Origin of the sequence: Bacillus sp. MT(2024) (assembly GCF_036362845.1) — a bacterium.
Lineage (GTDB): Bacteria > Bacillota > Bacilli > Bacillales > Bacillaceae > Bacillus > Bacillus velezensis.
Genome location: NZ_CP143632.1, coordinates 2,466,999 through 2,484,455 on the forward strand (window position 1 = coordinate 2,466,999; position 17,457 = coordinate 2,484,455).

At 45.5% G+C, this 17,457-nt stretch carries 22 protein-coding genes and 1 tRNA gene; 6 read left to right on the forward strand and 17 right to left on the reverse strand.

From position 1 onward, the window contains the following. Nucleotides 1-20: 20 nt before the first annotated feature. Nucleotides 21-851: an STAS domain-containing protein gene (locus VP472_RS11950; protein WP_070082115.1), complete on the reverse strand. Its 831-nt coding sequence runs from the start codon at nucleotides 849-851 to the stop codon at nucleotides 21-23. Nucleotides 852-922: 71 nt separating this feature from the next. Here VP472_RS11950 and VP472_RS11955 point away from each other — a divergent pair. Next, a tRNA-Gln gene (locus VP472_RS11955) sits at nucleotides 923-993 on the forward strand. A 63-nt stretch (nucleotides 994-1,056) separates the two neighbouring features. Here VP472_RS11955 and VP472_RS11960 read toward each other — a convergent pair. Then, nucleotides 1,057-1,437, reverse strand: a complete 381-nt coding sequence (locus tag VP472_RS11960; RefSeq protein ID WP_003153079.1) for a Spx/MgsR family RNA polymerase-binding regulatory protein — start codon at nucleotides 1,435-1,437, stop codon at nucleotides 1,057-1,059. 236 nt (nucleotides 1,438-1,673) lie between these two features. On the opposite strand from VP472_RS11960, the gene VP472_RS11965 reads away from it, so the two are divergent. Beyond that, nucleotides 1,674-1,919, forward strand: a complete 246-nt coding sequence (locus VP472_RS11965) for a DUF2626 domain-containing protein (RefSeq protein WP_003153078.1) — start codon at nucleotides 1,674-1,676, stop codon at nucleotides 1,917-1,919. 40 nt (nucleotides 1,920-1,959) lie between these two features. On the opposite strand, the gene VP472_RS11970 is transcribed toward VP472_RS11965, so the two are convergent. After that, the gene (locus tag VP472_RS11970) at nucleotides 1,960-2,598 is read right to left on the reverse strand and encodes an MBL fold metallo-hydrolase (RefSeq protein WP_003153077.1); all 639 of its coding nucleotides are present in this window, start codon (nucleotides 2,596-2,598) and stop codon (nucleotides 1,960-1,962) included. Nucleotides 2,599-2,752: 154 nt separating this feature from the next. Here VP472_RS11970 and VP472_RS11975 point away from each other — a divergent pair, with 154 nt between their 5' ends. Next, nucleotides 2,753-2,926 (forward strand): DUF2759 domain-containing protein, encoded by a 174-nt coding sequence (locus VP472_RS11975; RefSeq protein ID WP_003153076.1) that lies wholly within the window; start codon nucleotides 2,753-2,755, stop codon nucleotides 2,924-2,926. A gap of 32 nt (nucleotides 2,927-2,958) precedes the next feature. Here VP472_RS11975 and VP472_RS11980 read toward each other — a convergent pair whose 3' ends face one another. The 5 genes from VP472_RS11980 to VP472_RS12000 all read right to left on the reverse strand — a co-directional run bounded on the left by VP472_RS11980 (nucleotide 2,959) and on the right by VP472_RS12000 (nucleotide 6,806). Next, nucleotides 2,959-3,273 (reverse strand): MTH1187 family thiamine-binding protein, encoded by a 315-nt coding sequence (locus VP472_RS11980; RefSeq protein WP_003153073.1) that lies wholly within the window; start codon nucleotides 3,271-3,273, stop codon nucleotides 2,959-2,961. A 5-nt stretch (nucleotides 3,274-3,278) separates the two neighbouring features. Further along, the gene (locus tag VP472_RS11985) at nucleotides 3,279-4,316 is read right to left on the reverse strand and encodes a YqgU-like beta propeller domain-containing protein (RefSeq protein WP_146277167.1); all 1,038 of its coding nucleotides are present in this window, start codon (nucleotides 4,314-4,316) and stop codon (nucleotides 3,279-3,281) included. Nucleotides 4,317-4,388: 72 nt separating this feature from the next. Next, nucleotides 4,389-5,516 (reverse strand): M14 family metallopeptidase, encoded by a 1,128-nt coding sequence (locus VP472_RS11990; protein ID WP_146277169.1) that lies wholly within the window; start codon nucleotides 5,514-5,516, stop codon nucleotides 4,389-4,391. Between the two features lie 82 nt (nucleotides 5,517-5,598). Next, the gene (gene glcK, locus VP472_RS11995; RefSeq protein ID WP_017418148.1) at nucleotides 5,599-6,561 is read right to left on the reverse strand and encodes a glucose kinase GlcK; all 963 of its coding nucleotides are present in this window, start codon (nucleotides 6,559-6,561) and stop codon (nucleotides 5,599-5,601) included. A 35-nt stretch (nucleotides 6,562-6,596) separates the two neighbouring features. Beyond that, nucleotides 6,597-6,806 carry a YqgQ family protein gene (locus VP472_RS12000; RefSeq protein WP_007408313.1) on the reverse strand — a complete coding sequence of 70 codons (210 nt, stop codon included), beginning with the start codon at nucleotides 6,804-6,806 and terminating at the stop codon, nucleotides 6,597-6,599. A 197-nt stretch (nucleotides 6,807-7,003) separates the two neighbouring features. On the opposite strand from VP472_RS12000, the gene nhaC reads away from it, so the two are divergent. Continuing rightward, nucleotides 7,004-8,368: a Na+/H+ antiporter NhaC gene (gene nhaC / locus VP472_RS12005; protein ID WP_076984004.1), complete on the forward strand. Its 1,365-nt coding sequence runs from the start codon at nucleotides 7,004-7,006 to the stop codon at nucleotides 8,366-8,368. Nucleotides 8,369-8,444: 76 nt separating this feature from the next. On the opposite strand, the gene VP472_RS12010 is transcribed toward nhaC, so the two are convergent. From VP472_RS12010 to rpmG, 3 genes are all read right to left on the reverse strand, one after another. Next, complete coding sequence (locus tag VP472_RS12010; RefSeq protein WP_003153061.1) at nucleotides 8,445-8,618, reverse strand: hypothetical protein; 174 nt, start codon at nucleotides 8,616-8,618, stop codon at nucleotides 8,445-8,447. Nucleotides 8,619-8,688: 70 nt separating this feature from the next. Then, a complete protein-coding gene (locus VP472_RS12015; protein WP_129091554.1) occupies nucleotides 8,689-9,243 on the reverse strand; it encodes a 5-formyltetrahydrofolate cyclo-ligase in 555 nt (184 codons plus the stop codon). A 78-nt stretch (nucleotides 9,244-9,321) separates the two neighbouring features. Continuing rightward, nucleotides 9,322-9,471 (reverse strand): 50S ribosomal protein L33, encoded by a 150-nt coding sequence (rpmG, locus tag VP472_RS12020; RefSeq protein ID WP_003153056.1) that lies wholly within the window; start codon nucleotides 9,469-9,471, stop codon nucleotides 9,322-9,324. A gap of 347 nt (nucleotides 9,472-9,818) precedes the next feature. Here rpmG and VP472_RS12025 point away from each other — a divergent pair, with 347 nt between their 5' ends. Next, a complete protein-coding gene (locus VP472_RS12025) occupies nucleotides 9,819-10,172 on the forward strand; it encodes a hypothetical protein (protein ID WP_003153047.1) in 354 nt (117 codons plus the stop codon). Continuing rightward, entirely contained in the window at nucleotides 10,169-10,633 is a 465-nt protein-coding gene (locus VP472_RS12030) for an endolytic transglycosylase MltG (RefSeq protein WP_003153042.1), read from the forward strand. The genes VP472_RS12025 and VP472_RS12030 overlap by 4 nt, the downstream gene beginning before the upstream one ends. A 97-nt stretch (nucleotides 10,634-10,730) precedes the next feature. Here VP472_RS12030 and pstB (VP472_RS12035) read toward each other — a convergent pair whose 3' ends face one another. The 6 genes from pstB (VP472_RS12035) to pbpA form a co-directional block, all read right to left on the reverse strand. Continuing rightward, nucleotides 10,731-11,459: a phosphate ABC transporter ATP-binding protein PstB gene (gene pstB / locus VP472_RS12035; protein ID WP_217365500.1), complete on the reverse strand. Its 729-nt coding sequence runs from the start codon at nucleotides 11,457-11,459 to the stop codon at nucleotides 10,731-10,733. A gap of 65 nt (nucleotides 11,460-11,524) precedes the next feature. Continuing rightward, entirely contained in the window at nucleotides 11,525-12,331 is an 807-nt protein-coding gene (pstB, locus tag VP472_RS12040) for a phosphate ABC transporter ATP-binding protein PstB (RefSeq protein ID WP_146277173.1), read from the reverse strand. 18 nt (nucleotides 12,332-12,349) lie between these two features. After that, nucleotides 12,350-13,234, reverse strand: a complete 885-nt coding sequence (gene pstA / locus VP472_RS12045) for a phosphate ABC transporter permease PstA (RefSeq protein WP_007408306.1) — start codon at nucleotides 13,232-13,234, stop codon at nucleotides 12,350-12,352. Next, the gene (pstC, locus tag VP472_RS12050) at nucleotides 13,234-14,163 is read right to left on the reverse strand and encodes a phosphate ABC transporter permease subunit PstC (protein ID WP_007612605.1); all 930 of its coding nucleotides are present in this window, start codon (nucleotides 14,161-14,163) and stop codon (nucleotides 13,234-13,236) included. The genes pstA and pstC overlap by 1 nt, the downstream gene beginning before the upstream one ends. A 48-nt stretch (nucleotides 14,164-14,211) precedes the next feature. After that, nucleotides 14,212-15,114: a phosphate ABC transporter substrate-binding protein gene (locus tag VP472_RS12055; RefSeq protein WP_146277490.1), complete on the reverse strand. Its 903-nt coding sequence runs from the start codon at nucleotides 15,112-15,114 to the stop codon at nucleotides 14,212-14,214. Between the two features lie 155 nt (nucleotides 15,115-15,269). Continuing rightward, the gene (pbpA, locus tag VP472_RS12060; RefSeq protein WP_146277175.1) at nucleotides 15,270-17,417 is read right to left on the reverse strand and encodes a penicillin-binding protein 2A; all 2,148 of its coding nucleotides are present in this window, start codon (nucleotides 17,415-17,417) and stop codon (nucleotides 15,270-15,272) included. Nucleotides 17,418-17,457: the final 40 nt, after the last annotated feature.

The window sequence follows — 17,457 nt, forward strand, 5'->3', positions numbered from 1 at the left end:
CCCGGCCATTCAGCTTTTTATCATCTTAATGATTCTTTTACGATAAATCCGTTTTTTGCCAGCGCCTTCGCCAGACTCTGCTCTGTTTTCACCTGAGAAAAATCGATGCCGAGCTTCACGACAGTCTGCGCGATTTCCGGTCTGATGCCTGAGATTGTCGTTTCTATGCCAAGAAGTTTTGTGCTGTCAATCACTTTGAAAATCTGATAAGCGACCATCGTATCCACAATCGGCACTCCTGATATATCTAAAAATAAATAAGAAAGACGGAGTGAAGAACATTGGTCAAGCACCGATTCCAAAATCATTTTTGCCCGGTAGGTATCAATTTCGCCGACGAGCGGCAAAATTCCAATACCGTCGGCAATCGGCATAATCGGCGCGCTCAGTTCGTTAATCATTTCCTTTTGGGCGTTTAATTGTGTAACCGTCACTTTATAATATTCCTCTGTAAATACTTCAATCATATGGTCAATTGCTTTGTTCAGCTTCTCTCCCCAATGGAATACCGCATTCGCCCCGGGCTTCTCAGACATCGTTTCACAGCATGTCTGTATGCGGTTCCAGACCAATCTCCGGAATTCTTTAAAGCTCGTGACGCTTTCATAGACCGGTACTTCATGGACGGCCCGGTCCCTTGCGAACTGAAGCGCCCACTTTGTCAGCTCCTCTTCCCCGCCGTCTTTTTCCGATAAAATGCCGGCAACGATTTCAATTAACAGACGGTGCTGCATTTCCGCTTTCTGATCATCTGAAGGCCGCCCCGATTTTGGTATGAGCAGCCACTGGCGTGTGATTTCACCTGATTCTTCAATTAAGGTTCGAGATAATGTTTCATTCAAATGTTTCACGGGTCTCCTCCATTCAAATTACTTTGTATGTATAAATCGGCGCCGGACGCACATACTGTAATTACATCCGATGGGCTATAGCCAAGCGGTAAGGCAATGGACTTTGACTCCGTGATCGTTGGTTCGAATCCAGCTAGCCCAGTCCCGCAACCGCAAAAAACGAAGATTAGCTGATAAATTTGATCAGCGGATCTTCGTTTTTCTCTTATGATACAGATTGATGTACCGTTTTTTTCTTCGTCAGCTTCATCAGTTCTCCCGGATTGTATCCGATAACGAGCTTATTGCGATCGATCAGAATCGGACGCCGCAGCAGTTTCGGCTTCTCAGTCAAAAGCTTCAGCACTTCATTTACAGTCATTTCTTCAATGTTCAGGTTGAGGTTTTTAAATGTTTGGCTTCTCGTCGCCAATATTTCATCAATTCCTTCGGTCGTTAATGATAAGATCTGCTTCAATTCATCAATTGTCGGTGTCTCCCTGAATAGATGGCGCTCTTGAAAGTCAACATTGTGGGCTTTTAGCCAATGTTTCGTTTTTCGGCATGATGTGCAGCTCGGGTATGAATAAAAAATAAGTTCTTTCATTTTTAAAAATTCCTCCCTCGGATAATCCGTCTCTTTGTTAACATAAGTACCCTGAACTTTTTTTCCCTAAACGTATTTCAAAAAGATTTTTCGGATCTTTTTTAGAGAGCGGCATAAGATATAAAACACAGGGAAAGACATAAATTCCACAATAAATATAATCATGAAAATGTTTACATTTTGAGTGCCGATCTATTATAATAAACTTCAGATAGACTCTCGGGAGGGGATAAGGAATGAATCGCATGTTCCGGGTGTTAGGATTTTGGACGGGGATATTTGCAGTCATGTTTTTTCTAGGGGGCATGAAAGACGCTTCTCTTTTGTTTTTTGGACAGACGATCTTTTTCGTATTTCTTTCTTATTTGAATCTGACTGAGCGGATGTATATTTATATTTTTGGAGCTTACTTAACCGTATTTTTCGCCGGATTTACATATTACTCTATTTTTATTATGACACCGGGCGGCGGAACCCATTGAACAGAAAAAGACAGACCGATTATGGTCTGTCTTTTTTCATTTACAGTGAAAAACCATTGATAAACGGGTTTCGCTCCTGCTCTGTCTGGATGTCCGTTTCCGGCCCGTGCCCGCTTAATACAAGTGTATGTCCGGGAAGCGTGAGCAGTTTTTGATGAATGGAATCAAGCAATACGTCCTGACTTCCGCCGTGTAAATCAGTTCGGCCGATGCCTCCCTGAAAGAGCACATCACCTGAAATCACCAGATCCGCGTCCTTCACATAATAAGAAACGCTTCCCGGTGAATGTCCCGGCGTAAACAATGTTTCCAAATGGAAAGGCCCGATGTCCAAAATGCCGTCGCCTTCGATGAGCCGTTCGGCGGGCCGTGCCGTTACGGCAATGCCCCGCAATATGCCTGATCCGTTTAAGGAAGAGTCCTCCAGCCACTTTTCTTCATTTTTGTGAAGATAGACGGGAACATCCCATCTGTCTCTTACTTCGTCAAGTGCGCCGATATGGTCAAAATGGGCGTGCGTCAGTAAGATGGCCAGCGGCTTCAGATTGTTTTCTTTTATGTAATTGTTGATTTTGTCCGCTTCCCCGCCCGGATCAAAAATAAGACAGGACTGATCCTCACTGACAAGAAAATACGCGTTTGCCTGAATCGGACCGGCCGGCATTCGTCTCCATTTCACTTTCATCACCTCTTTATGTATATGCCCTTATTATGAAGGTTTTCTGCGGAAGATTCAATGAATGCGGATGGGAAAACGCTATCGACAAATAAAATGAAAACGGTTAAAATAAAATGGAAAGATTTTCAGGTTCCAATGACAAAGGAGGAGCATGATGTTACTAGTTGTAATCTTCGGCCTTGTCGCATTATTAGCTGTATTAGGAGTCCTGCGGGCTGTCAGACAGAGAAATATCCTGGGATTTTTGTTAGCCGCCGCCACGCTGGGTGTGTTTGGCTGGTTTACCGTAATGACCGTTGTAACCAGCGGCTATCCGACTGCACATTAAAAGCCTGTATCCAATGGATACAGGCTTATTTTTTATTGCTGCAAATGTTTGCTGACACTTTTGATTTTGCTCTCCAGCGTCGTTTCTTTATCACGTCTGTCATCAATGCGGATATTTGTCGCCACTCTGTGCAGCCCTTTTTGGAACGGGGCTTCGTGAATGTCCTGAATGACTGCGAATAAGTCGCTCAGCTCACCTTCAATCAACGTGTTCATCGGCGTGAGCTGAAATTTGATTTTGCCGGCAGCTTTGTAACCCTCCAAAATGTTTTGCACATCCGCTACATACTCACTGACGCTCGGTGTTTTTGTTCCGATCGGAATGATTGTGACATCTGCAATTGCCATTTGGTTCAAACTCCTTTTTCATTTGTTATGATTGGTTCTGTCATGCCTGTTTTCAGTGAAATCAGACGGTCATACGTAAAGCCGTATAAAGCGTATTCCCCGTTCGGAGAGATCTGAATCGGCTCCATTTCCGTGTTTTTGAGCACCGTCCGCTCCCGTTCGTCTCCTAAGTCAAAGCTGATCAGATTGTAAGAGCGGCCTTCAGGCTTAAATATGTAAAACCGCTTGTGTGTCTGATCGTAATCATATTCCATCGGCGCAAAGCTCTCATACTTTTTTTGGAGAGGAAAGCGGTGTGTCACGGATGCCGGCTTTTGGAAAAGGAACTCGCCGTCTCCGTCCGATTGATCCGTTTGTCTGACGGCAATCGTCATGCCCGGGCGGGAATCAGCCCAGATGACGTGATGAAGCACTCTTTTTTCTTTTTTCGTCTGCAAGTCATAAGAATATAAAGGACCCTCTTCCTCCGTTTTTCCTTGCTTGATATATTGGAATTCATTAGGGGAGGTCCAATGAACAAAAGGGGCCTGAACGGGACTCTTTTTTAAAATGCCATTGTTCATATCGGCCGTATAGGCTGTGAAGTCCCATGTTTCAGTAAAAACGGTAATCATCATTTGATACGGGTCATACGGATTCCAAGCCGTCTCCAGCTCATAAGAGTTAAAGGCTTTGTGATAAAGTCTTTTCCCCTGCTTGTTTATAAGCACAAGCTCAGTCTGACCGCTGCTTGTCACCTGTACAAGAATCAGCTGTTTTTTCCGGCTGATCTTTACATTGACAATATTGCCCTTTGTTTCATAGAGCCGTTCGGATTTTCCGCTGAAAAGATCATATTTCATCAGCTGATGATGTGCTGTATACAGAATTGTTCTGTTATCCAGCCATCCTTCCGTTTTTTCCGCTTCCTTTTTACTGAGCGGAACGATTTTCTGTTCTGCCGATTTTGCCGAAACGCCTGTGTCTTGCTGCTGATGAGATGGTTCACAGGCCGCTAAACACAGAACGAATGCGGACAGCAGAACACAAACCAAGTATCTCATCAGCCTTCCCTCCATTCTTTTCTATTGTCCCATATTTGTTTATGTAAACAAATGAGAAATTTCACAGATGTCTCAAAAAACAAGCGACCTCCACAAAATACCTTCCGTCGCTTGATAAATATCAGCAAACTGGTGAAAAGGCAAAGGGTTTTTTCCCTTCCCGAGCTCAATGGTATAGCCCTCTTTTCCATACTGCTGTATAAACCAATCCCTAAAACCGGCATGGCTGTCAATGGTTTTAACGCCTTGATAGCGGTTTCCGCTTATCGCTTCAAACTCCCGAATCATCTGAGATGATTGCTCCGGTTCACATCCTTCGTATCCCCAGTAAATCTCTTCTCCCTGCGTATGAAGCGCGATCAGCCGGTCAGGCGGCTGATCCGTTATCAGCCGATGCATCGCCTGCGCCTCCGGTTCAGTGAGCGGCGCCGTTCCCGGAAAATCACGGTATGAAGGGGCTTTCGGTTTGCGCCTTTGTTCAATATCCCAATTGGATGGGAAATGTTTATTTAAATCCACACCGTTTATATTCGCCTTCCATTCGCGGAAATCCGGGCGGTGCTCATTTAATTCGTTGAGAAATTCATTTTTTTCTGATAAATCTTCACATCCGTAAAGTACGAGATCAACACCGTCGGGATTTACGAGCGGAACGAATGACAATGATGTCCGGCTGAATATATCAAGCACAGACTGCCCGAAAACGGTTTTATTTTCGCATAATGCCGCGCAATATTCTTTACACCATTTAATCGCGACCGAGGTGGTGATCCATTCATTGGCATGAAATGAGGCGTTTACATGGACTTTTCTTTCGGCCGTATCCGCACCTATTTTCAGCTCATAAAGCGGCTTTCCCAATACGGAACTGCCGATTTTACGGCATGTGACAAACGGAAAGACATCCGTTATTTTCTCAATTTCTTCATAAACCGATTGGGAGCCGTACACCTTTTCTTCCTTCAGCCATTGATCAGCGGAAAGAACGCTTTCACAGTGCCGGATGTATCGCGAAAGCCCGCTCAGCGTCTCAAGCGGCGGCCCCTCTGACTGCCCGCTCACGGCAAAGCCGGGACAAAATAATTCATCGCTTTCCGCCGTTTTATCAGCGGCTTTCAACAGTTTTTCATCAATTGAAAGCACCTTTGCAATATCTTTCATATGCTGTTTCAATTCAGGTTTGACACGAATTCCCGCCATGTTCATCCCCCTTTTTTTAAAACTATATGACAGGGGAGATAAAAAAAGAAAGCTGCCCGCGATATGGGCAGGCAGACTTTCTTCAGCAGTTTTGATGTTTGAGCCATTCATTTTTGGCAATCCACGCCCCGCCGATGACTCCGGCGTCATTTCCAAGTGCCGCAATCGAAATATCGGCCGCTTCCGCAGAACGCGGGAACGCGGTGATTTTGAAGGTCTCTTCCACTTTTGACCGCAGGATTTCACCCGCTTTAGACACGCCTCCGCCGAGCACGATTTTCGTCGGATTCATGGCGCTTGCCAGATTTCCGAGCACGAGGCCTAAATGTTTTGCGACGTAATCGACGACTTCAAGCGCTGTCTTATCCTGCTGTTTAGCCGCTTCGAACACGTCACGTGCCGTCAGATCGCGCACTTGTAAGAGCGAAGAGTCGGAAACCGCCGCAAGCTTTTCTTTCGCGATGCGGACGATGCCGGTTGCGGACGCAATCGTTTCGATGCAGCCGGATTTTCCGCAATTGCACGGAGCTCCTCCTTCCGGAATACTGCAAATATGACCGATTTCTCCGCCGGCCCCGTTTTTACCGTGAACGATTTCTCCGTTGACGATGATGCCTCCGCCGACTCCGGTTCCGAGCGTCACTAAAATGACATCTTTGGCCCCGTCACCTGCACCCTTCCACATTTCTCCGAGCGCCGCGATATTGGCATCGTTTTCAATGACGGCCGGAATACCCGTTTCCGCCTCGAGATGGTCTTTCAGCGGATAGTTTTTCCACCCCATATTTGTCGTCTCATAGACCATTCCCGTCGCCATTTCCACGGGTCCGGGCGCTCCCATTCCGATCCATTTTACGATCCGTTTCGGCTTGTTCAGTTCTTCCAGCTTCTGATCAAGCGCTTTGGCGATCGTGACCGTAATTGTGTTTCCTGATTTATCGGTCGGAACTTCCCATTTATGCTGAATTTCACCGTACATGTTGATAAAGGCCAGCTTGATGGTTGTTCCGCCAAGATCAATCCCCGCAAACCATGTATCTTCCATAATAATCTCCTTTTCTTATTTAAAATCCTGCTGTGTTATCTGCCTTTAATCCGCTCCGATTCTCTCTGAAGAACTCCGGCGGCTTTTTGCCATAATTCTCTTTCAATCACGTTTGACAAGTACATTTCCTTTAATTCATCTTTCATAAAGTCAATTTCGGCTTGTCTGTCACCGAAATAAACGATATGTCCGAATGACTTAAACAGCTGCTGCACGTCATAAAATGAATTCATCTTCTTCACCATTTCTATTCTTCTTAGTATAAGCGTATTTCATCTCTGATCCGGGCGTCAAGCAAAAAACGATTGGAGAAAATATCCTTGTATTATTTTCATAAATTGTATATTCACAATTGTAAAAAAACACTCATTTATGCGTTTTTCTGTTACAATACTTTCGTGCCCAAAAGCACAAAAGGATTAAAGTTTGATGGGGTGTTGTTTTGAAACAAGAAAAAAGGCTGACGTTCATCTCAGCCATCAGTTTATTTGTCTTGATGTTAGCAGTCATTATTTCCTGCCTGTTTTTCTTTCATACAGAGCCGCATATGCCGCTGTTCTTTTGCGTCATTATTCTGTCTCTGGCAGGTTTGTGGCTCGGTTTCTCGTGGGAGAGTCTTGAAAAAGGAATTGTCAGCGGATTGAAAAACGGTGTGCAGCCGATTATCGTGCTGGCTTTGATCGGTGTGCTGATCGGCGCCTGGATGTACAGCGGCGCCATTCCCACCGTCACCGTTTACGCTTTGTCAATTATACAGCCGAGTCAGCTGCTTTTGACCGCATTATTTTCCTGCATGATTATCAGCACGCTTGTCGGCTCAAGTCTGACAACTGTCAGTACAATCGGCGTCGCGCTGTTAGGGGTAGCAAGCGCGGCGGGAGTTCCGCTCGAATGGACGGCGGGAGCAGTCATTTGCGGAGCTTGTTTCGGTGATAAAATGTCACCGATGTCCGACACGACGAATTTTGCCGCCGGAATCGGCGAAATTCCGATTTTTAAGCATATTCGCCATATGATGGGCACTACCGTTCCGGCACTGCTGATCACGATCGTTCTTTTTTATATTCTCGGTTCATCTGTTTCAATAAATGCCGCTTCAACGCAAAATATTGAGGCGGTCATTTCCGGAATAAAAGAGGCCGTGCACGTTACGCCTTGGTCGCTTCTTTCACCTCTGTTGGTGATCATTTTAGCTGTGAGACGGGTTTCCGTGATTCCGGTGCTTACCGCCGGTATTATTTCCGCAGGGCTTCTGACTGCTGTTTTTATTCCTGACAGCAGCATTCAAGGATTTATATCCGCCCTGCAAAGCGGGACGGCGTTTAAAACCGGCGACCAGGCTGTGGCCAGCATTATCAACAGAGGCGGGCTCCAATCGATGATGGGATCAGTCTCTCTGATCATGATCGCCTTTGCGCTCGGCGGCCTGATGGAAAAAACGGGCCTGATCGCGGCGCTGCTTCAAGGATTGATAAAAGGCGTGCATACGAAAGGACGTCTTGTCATGGCGACCGTCTTCTCAAGTATAGGCGTAAACCTTGCGACAGGTGAGCAGTATTTGTCGATCTTAATTCCGGGTCAATCTTATAAACCTTTATATGACAAGCTCAGCATTAAGCGGATTCACCTTGCGCGGTCGCTTGAGGACGGCGGAACATTGATCAACCCGCTGATTCCCTGGGGAGTAAGCGGCGCTTTTATGGCAAGCGCATTAGGGGTTTCCGTCATCGACTACCTGCCGTTTACCTTTTTCCTGTACATTTCTCCTATGATCTCAATTCTGCTCGGTTTCCTGAAAAAAAGCTGACAATACGAGAAAACCTGCCGTTTTTTACCGGCAGGTTTTCTTATGCAAAAAATCCCGCTGAAAAAACGGGATTTGTTTAAAATGCCTGCTGAATGAATTTGTTTCTGATAAACGGTATTTTTAAAAAGAAATGAATGAATGTCCGTCTGATCCCCGGCTGGCTGAGCACGCTGTTCATCAGACGGTAGCGGTTTTGGTAAACGGCTAAAACAGATACGGCGCATAATGAGTAGATCAACAATTTTTTCATCTTATCCCTCCTGCCCCTATCGTTTGTCAAACAGCGAGAATTATTCCGGTGCAAGAAGTTTTTTATGCGATTAAGCGATGGTTTCAGATTCAGTCACGATCATATCGACCGGAATATCGTGGGGCATGCGGGGAATGCGGTCTGTCAGCTGGCAGTCAAAGAGAAGCGACACGGTACGGCCTTTATAACCGGACAGGTACCGATCATAATATCCTCCGCCGTATCCGATTCTGAAGCCTTCCCGGTCAAAAGCCACGCCGGGCACAATCACAAGGTCAATGTCATTTTGGGCGGCTTTTTCCGTCAGACTCTCGATCGGTTCACTGAGGCCCGCATATACGGTTTCCAGCTGATCATACGCAGAAAATGTACGGAACTCCATTGCTCCCGTCTGCGGAAAGCATTTTGGGATACAGACTTGTTTTTTCTCTTGCCAGGCCTGTTCAATGATCGGCCGTGTCGGAATTTCCAGGCGTGTCGAGATAGTAACGGCGATCATGCGGGCCTGTTTCCATTCTTTTAAAGAAAACAGCGTTTCACGCATGCTGCGGCATTTTTTCTCCCATTCACTTTCTGTCATGTCAGAAAGCTTTGCTTTTATATCGGTTCTGATTTGTGCTTTCACGTTTCTCAAACCTCCCTGAAAGACAAAAAAGCCAGAACTTTATTGAAAGCTCCAGCTTTTTCCGCTGTGTTAAACAGCTTATTTTGTTTCACGGTGTAACGTAGATTTTTTATCACGTGGGCAATATTTTTTAAATTCAACGCGGTCCGGATTGTTGCGTTTGTTCTTTTTAGAAATATAGTTACGCTCACCACATTCAGTGCAAGCCAAAGTAATATTAACGCGCATTATTTTCCCTCCAAACTAAATATCATTTACTTATTCAGACTTATATATAATACCACTATAATGGACGGAATGCTAGAGCTGATTTACATGAAATGTTGTTTAAGTGCAGAAAACATCAGTTTACGCTTCTGATCCTCTGAATGAGCTTGCGTCAGAAGAAGGCAAAATATGACGAAACAGGACAAAAAAGGGCTTTCCGATACGAAATCTATAGAGAAATAACCGTTTGCTCCCCGAGTAAAAAAGATTTTCCGACAAAATTCCGTTTTTTTCTCTATTTCCTTTAGAATGGCGGCGTTTTATGGTATAAAAAAGAAGGGCAAATTAATAATAGAAGGTGATGAAACGTGGAAATTGCTATTATTGCGTTGTTTATCGTCAGTATAGCGCTTATTGCATTCTCATATTCTCAAAGAGATCCGATGAAAGACGTGGAACAGGAGCTAGAAACGCTTCAGCTTTCCGCCATGCAGGAAATTTACAAGTTGAAAAAGAAAATGACGGTGCTTGAAGAAGAATTGCTGGAAACCAACCTCGTGATCCGCAAAGCCAAAAGCAGCGGCATTAACCAAAAAATCGCCAAACAAATCATTTCAAAATATAACAACGGAATGTCTGCGGAAGCCATCGCAAAAGCGGAGCACGTGTCTGTCGAGGACGTCAATACCATTATTAAAGATAATGAGAAGGTGCTCGTATGACAAAACGGGGCATTCAGGCTTTTGCAGCAGGCATGATTTTAGCGACGGCCGTTCTCGCCGCTGTCTTCTATTTGACTGACCATGACCAGGCAGCCGCCGTTAAAACTGAAAAAACAGCATTGACAGAAAAAGAAGTAAACAGCTACCTCGACGATCAGCACAAAGTCTCCGTCAACCGGGATGACTATCAAAAACTGCTTGATTCTAAAGAAAAATCATTAAACAACGACCAAAACACAGACGCTAAAAAGAAAAAAGTAACATACAAACTGACGATTAAAGACGGAATGAGCACTGCTGATGTGTCATCCATTCTTGAAAAAGAAGGGATTATTCCTTCAGCGAAAGACTTCAATGATTACGTCATTGACGCAGGCTACCACAAAGAAATCCGCGCCGGCCATTTCAAAGTCGACTCAGATATGAGCTTTAAAAAAATCGTCAAAACATTAACCCGCTAAAAAAGCTTGCAGGCATCGTCCATTCAGATGGATACGGCCGGCAGGCTTTTTTAATAGGCATATAAAAAGGACCCGGTCAATGGCCGGGCCCTTTTTTTTATCCGAATTTTCCGGTGATATAATCATGTGTTTTGTGATGATCCGGCTGAGAAAATATTTTGCCTGTATCGCCCCACTCCACCAGTTCGCCCATATAGAAAAACGCGGTTTGATCAGAGACCCTCGCAGCCTGCTGCATGTTATGAGTCACAATGACGATTGTATACTTTTCTTTCAATGTCAAAATCAGCTCTTCTATTTTCCGCGTGGACACGGGATCAAGAGCGGACGTCGGTTCATCCATCAGAAGGACGTCCGGTTTGGTGGCGAGCGCCCTTGCGATGCACAGCCGCTGCTGCTGACCGCCTGACAGTGAAAGCGCCTGTTGGTGAAGGCGATCCTTCACTTCATCCCAGAGCGCAGCTGCTTTTAAAGATTCCTCAGCGATTTCAAGCAGTTTCTTTTTATTTTTTTCGCCGTGAATTCTCGGACCGTACACGACATTCTCAAATATTGACTGCGGAAACGGATTGCCTTTTTGAAACACCATACCGATCTGTTTTCTTAATTCTGCCGCATCCGTCTTTTCCTTCAGCAGATTGCGCCCGTTATAGATCATGTCGCCTGTCACTTTGACATTCGGAGCCATTTGCAGCATTAAATTTAATGTTTTAATAAAAGTGGATTTCCCGCAGCCGGACGGACCGATGATCGCAGTTACCTTCCGCTCCTCAAAACCGATCGTAATGTCTTTTAAAGCCTGATGGGCTCCGTACCATACGTTCATGCCGTGAATATCAAATAAATTCTGTGTGTGCACCGCTTCCTTCACAAGTCTCACAGTCCTTCCCCCTATCCGAACTTTCCGTTAATGTAGTCATCTGTCTTTTGCGCTTTAGGACTCGTAAAAATTTGTTCTGTCTGCCCGTCTTCTACCACTTCCCCGTTTAAAAAGAAAGCCGTTCGGTCAGACACCCTCAGCGCCTGCTGCATGTTATGCGTAACGATAATAATCGAATAATCTTTTTTCAGTTCTGTCAAAAGCGTCTCGATTCTGGCGTTTGAAATAGGGTCCAGAGCGGATGCCGGTTCATCTAAAAGAAGCACGGCAGGTTTCATCGCAAGCGTACGGGCGATGCAAAGGCGCTGCTGCTGGCCGCCTGATAACGACAGAGCCGATGAATGAAGCCGGTCTTTGACTTCATCCCAAAGCGCCGCCTTCGTTAAGCTTTCCTCGACCGCATCATCCAAAACGGCTTTCCTGCGTTCCCCCGCATACTTCAGCGCATGTGTGATGTTATTGTAAATGGATTTCGGGAACGGATTCGGTTTTTGAAACACCATACCGATCTCCCGTCTGAGAGACACGACATTAATCGCTTCACCCAAAATATTCAGCCCTTCATAAAGGATCTCTCCCTCGCTTCTTGCCGAAGCAATGGCATCGTTCATTCTGTTAATCTGTCTCAAAAATGTTGATTTCCCGCAGCCGGACGGACCGATCAGAGCCGTCACCGCATGTTTTTCAATATTCATGTTTACGTCTTTTACCGCTTGTTTGTCACCGTAATAAATTGATAAATGCTTCACTTCCAAAATCGAAGACTCCGGCAAACGCTTTGTCTGTTCCGCTTGTTCCCTGATGATGTGATCAATCATGTTTTCGCCTCTTTCCGATTAATTTGCCGTAAGCTTTTTATAAATGACAGACCCGAGCCATCTCGCACAAAGGTTAAACAAGAGAACCGAAATCACCAGCACCGCCGAGCCGCCGTTTGCAATCGCTTCGGCGTCAGGGATGATTCCCTGCGTATTGACACTCCATATATGAACCGCCAGCGTCTCAGCCGGCCTGAAAATATTGAAAGGAGATGATTCAGAAAACGGGTTCAAATCCGTAAAGTTCAGCCGCGGCGTTGTCAGCCCCGCTGTAAATAACAATGCGGCCGCTTCTCCGAATACTCTTCCTGATGCGAGAATGGCGCCGGTTAAAATCGAAGGAATCGCACTCGGAATCAGCACCGTTTTGACGGTATGCCATCTCGATACGCCTAAAGCGAGAGAAGCTTCTTTCAGCTCCTTAGGGACTGCAGTGAGCGCGCCTTCTGTCACCCGGACCATAACGGGAAGGTTAAAGACCGTTAATGCGAGCGCGCCCCCGATAATCGTGTAGCCCCATCCGGTCAGGTTTACAAACATCAGCATGCCGAACATCCCGATGACAATGGACGGAAGCGAAGACAGCACCTCAATACACGTTCTGATAAAATCGGTGATTTTATTTTGGGGCGCATATTCAGCCATAAAGACTCCGCCCCCCACACCAAGCGGTATCGTGATCAGCATGGTGATAAACAGAATGTAAAAGGAGTTAAAAAGCTGATCCCGTATTCCGCCGCCTGACGCAATGGCGCTCGATTTTGACGTAAGAAAATGCAAGGAGATTTCAGAGACGCCGTGAATAAGAATGTACAAAAACAATCCTGCCAAAATCGCCGCGATTACAGCGGCGCATAACCCGAATACACCGGTGGCCAATTTATCCGTTATTTTCCGGTTCATTACACTTTCCTCCTAGATGACAAGTAGCGTATGAGCAATATAAACAGAAACGACATGATGAGAAGAACAAGCCCCATAGACCATAACGTATTATTTTCAATACTGCCGTATGTGGTATGGCCCATGTTTAACGTGATAATCGTCGTTAATGTTCCCGCCGTATCAAGCAGGCTTTCCGGCAGAAGCTTTGTATTTCCGATAACCATCTGTACGGCGAGTGCTTCTCCGAACGCTCTTGCCATCCCGAGCACGACAGCGGTCAGCAATGTCGGAAACGCCGCCGGGATAAGCACCTTTCTGATTGTCTGCCACCTCGTCGCACCAAGCGCGTATGAACCGTCGCGAAGGTGTTTCGGAAGTGACGCAAGCGCATCAGCGGAAATCGATGTAACAGTCGGCAGAATCATTACCGAGAGTACGATCGTCCCCGCCAGAAGGCTGTGACCCGTTCCGCTTGATTTAAAAGAGCCGATAAACGGAACCAATACTGTAAGACCTATGAATCCATAAACGACGGACGGAATGCCGACAAGCAGCTCAATTACCGGCTGCAGCACCTTTTTTCCCCAAGTCGGCGCAATTTCCGTCATAAACACGGCACCCGCAATACCGAGGGGCGCTGCGATCAGAGCGGACAGAACCGTGACCGCAAATGATCCGAAAATAAAAGGCAGCGCGCCGAACTCAGGTTTTGCCTGGGTTGGATTCCAATTCAGACTTGTTAAGAACTCAATCGGGCTTACACCATTTACAAAAAAAGATTGCAGCCCCTTTATGCCGAGAAAAATTGTGATCGCCGCTGATGCCGCAATGATAATCGCGGCACACACAGACACAATCACCCTTCCGCGGACTTCATCCAATTGCCTGTTTTGTTTTGAGCTTATTAAGCGTTCGCTTACAGACTCTTTTTCTCTGTGATTTATCATTTGTTTACACTCCTATAAAGAAGAAGAGGCGGGGAGCCCGCCCTCCCCTCAGCTTTGCTTGCCGTTTGCGTCACGTGTGACTTTCATATCAGAGATCGGAATGTAGCCCTGATCTTTTACGATACTTTTCTGTACTTCATCGCTGTTCATATAGTCAAGAAACGTTTTTGTAAGGCCTGACGCTTCACCTTTCGTATAAGAGTGCTCGTAAGCCCAAATCGGATACTCGCCTGTGACGACGTTTTTCTCTTCCGGTTTGATGCCTCCGATCGATAAAGGCGTTACTTTGTTATCGTTTATATAAGAGAATGCCAGATAACCGATTGCTCCCGGCGTTTCCGCAATGATTTTTTTGACTGTATTGGAGGAATCCTCTGTAATGCCCTCTGCAGGCTCTGCTCCGTCAAGAGCATATTTGACGAACGTAGCGCGTGTTCCAGATGAATCAGGACGGTTCACGAGTGTAATTTTTTGATCTTTACCGCCAAGCTCTTTCCAGTTTTTAATTTTGCCTGTAAAGACGTCTGTCAGCTGTTTTTTGGTTATATCCTTTACGCCCGCACCGGGGTTGACCGCAGCCGCCATCGCCACTACCGCTACTCGGTGGTCTTTTAGGTCTTTCGCATCAATGCCTTCTTTTTCTTCAGCAAAGACATCTGAGTTGCCGATTTGCACTGCCCCTTCAGACACTTGCGAAAGTCCTGTTCCTGAACCTCCCGCTTGCACCTGCACATCAGCATCCGGATGTTTTTCCATAAACTTTTCCGCCGCTGCCAGTACTAACGGCTGCATGGCTGATGAACCAGAAATGGTTAAAGAACCTGATGCTTTTTTATCCTCACTTGCAGATTGACTGTCTGTCTTGCCGCTTTCCTTTGCATTTCCGCATGCTGCAGCAACAATCATAACAGCTGCCATCAGAAGCATAAGCATCCATTTGTTTTTTTTCATTTCCTGAATTCCCCCTGCATTTAATGTGTAATTTGTCCTACACGTATAGAGTAAAGGGTTCTTGTAAAATGCGTATAAATCAAGTGTTAAGGTTTTGTAAATCCGGATGTTTTTTTGTATAAAAAAAACGCTCACAGGTTGTGAGCGTTTTTCTGTTAGTTGCTTGTATTGCCGTTTTCAGCGTTTTCCTGAATTTTATCTTCGTTTTTCTGCTTCGTATTATTATCTTCTTGTTTCTTTTTCAGCTCAAAGTATTTGTCCAGAGCTGCTCTTCCTATATCATTCGTAATCGAATATCGATCGCTGTAATTAATATAGGCCCAAGGAACGACTACAGAAATAGCCACTTCCGGATTATCAGCAGGTGCATACGCGACAAGAGTCGTATTATACGTTCCTTCACCTGTCTCTGATTTGTCGGGACCATCATAGAAAGATTGCGCCGTACCCGTTTTACCGGCAGGACTGTATGTTGCCGTCGCAAAATCAGTTGCGGCTGTCCCTTTTGTCATGACACGTCTGAAACCTGCCTGCACTTCTTTAATGTCTGCATGATTCATATCAATCTTATTCAGTACTTGAGGCTGAACAGACTCTACAACGGCTCCGATTCCTTTTTTCGAATCAGGCTGTCTGACCTCTTTTACAAGCTGAGGTTTCAAACGATAGCCTCCATTGGCGATCGTTGATACATACTGCGCCATTTGCAGCGGTGTAAACGTATCATACTGTCCGATGGCAAAGTCTAACAGAAGCCCGGAAATTCGCTGTGTCCCTTGGTACCCGGTTGCTTCATTCGGAAGATCAATCCCCGTCTTAACTCCGAGTCCGAACTGATTGAAGTAGTATCTGAAAGTATCGAATGCCTTCATATCAAGCGGCAGGGACTGGCCTTTTTTGTACTCCCCTTTACCAACAGCAATCGCCGTTTTGAACATGAACACGTTTGATGATTCCTGAAGCGCTTTTTGGATATCTACGGGTCCTAAATTCGTCCATGATTTTTTCGGGTTTTTACTTCCCTTGAAATACATAGGTTCATCCTGGAAAACGGTGTTCAAATTAATCGCGCCCGTCTGCAGTCCGGTCAACACCGTCGCTCCTTTGACCGCCGATCCCATTGCGTAGGAGGAAGTCATTGCGCCGAGGGCATAATCATTAATTTTGTACTTTCCATGGTCATTCGTAATCTGCTTGCCGGCCATCGTCAGCACTTCTCCGTTTTTCGGGTTCATCATGACGACGAAGGCCCGATCAAGAAGCTTCGTGCTCGGTCTCGCTTTTGCCGATCTTAAATTTTTCTCAATGATTTTTTCAACGGATTTCTGCAGGTCCATATCAATGGATAAAACAAGGTCTTTGCCGGCCTGTCCTTTTGAAATCACTTTGCTGCCCGTGACATTTCCGGATGAGTCGGTTAAGTTCTGCACTTTCTCTTTTTGACCCTGCAGCAGGCTTTCATATTGATATTCTAAATAGCTTTTTCCGACCCTGTCATTCCGGCTGTAGCCGAGTGACAGATAGTGATCCAGCAGATTGGAAGGAAGACCTTCGTTCGCACTGGATACACTGCCGAGCAATGTCCGGATCAGGCTTTTATAAGGATAAGACCGTTCCCAGTCAGACGTCACGTCAACTCCCGGCAGTTCATCTAAATGTTCACTGACGACGGCCATTTCTTTTGCCGACACCCCTTCATTTTTGATGTATTGAGGCGTCAGTGAGTAGCCTGAATCCATCTGCCTTTTGATCGCAAGGATCTGCATATCTTTTGAAGTGAGCTCATTCAGCTGTTTGTCTGTGATACGTTTCAGCTGAAGCTGATATAAATCATCTTCAGACAGTTTTTTGTCTTCAGCTTTTTGCTTTTCTTCGGCCGTAATCAGTTTTTTCGCTTCATCAGGCCTCGTTAACATCCAATAGTCTTTTTTATCCCGCTCAGTCACCTTTTTGGTGCTTACCTTAATCATACCCGACAGTTTTTTTGCGATTTTTAAACGCTGCGCCTGGGTGGTTGAGGCTGAACGTGTATATGTAATCGCATTTAATGCTTTATTCGTTACGATGGGATTTAGGTTCCGGTCGTATATTTTCCCTCTCGGAACCGCCGTGCTGACATCAGACTCCTCCTGCTTATTAGCGGCGTTTTTATAATCATCACCCTGAACGATCTGCTTGATGCCAAGCTCGACGATAATCCAAGTAAAAATAAGAAACGCGGCCAAAAACAAAAAATTAAGCCGGATCGGCAGTGATTTTTTCTTTTCTTTGTTTACAGCTATTTTCTTTTTATTTCTCCTCATGACATCACCTTTTCTTATTTACAGAAAGAAATGACACCTT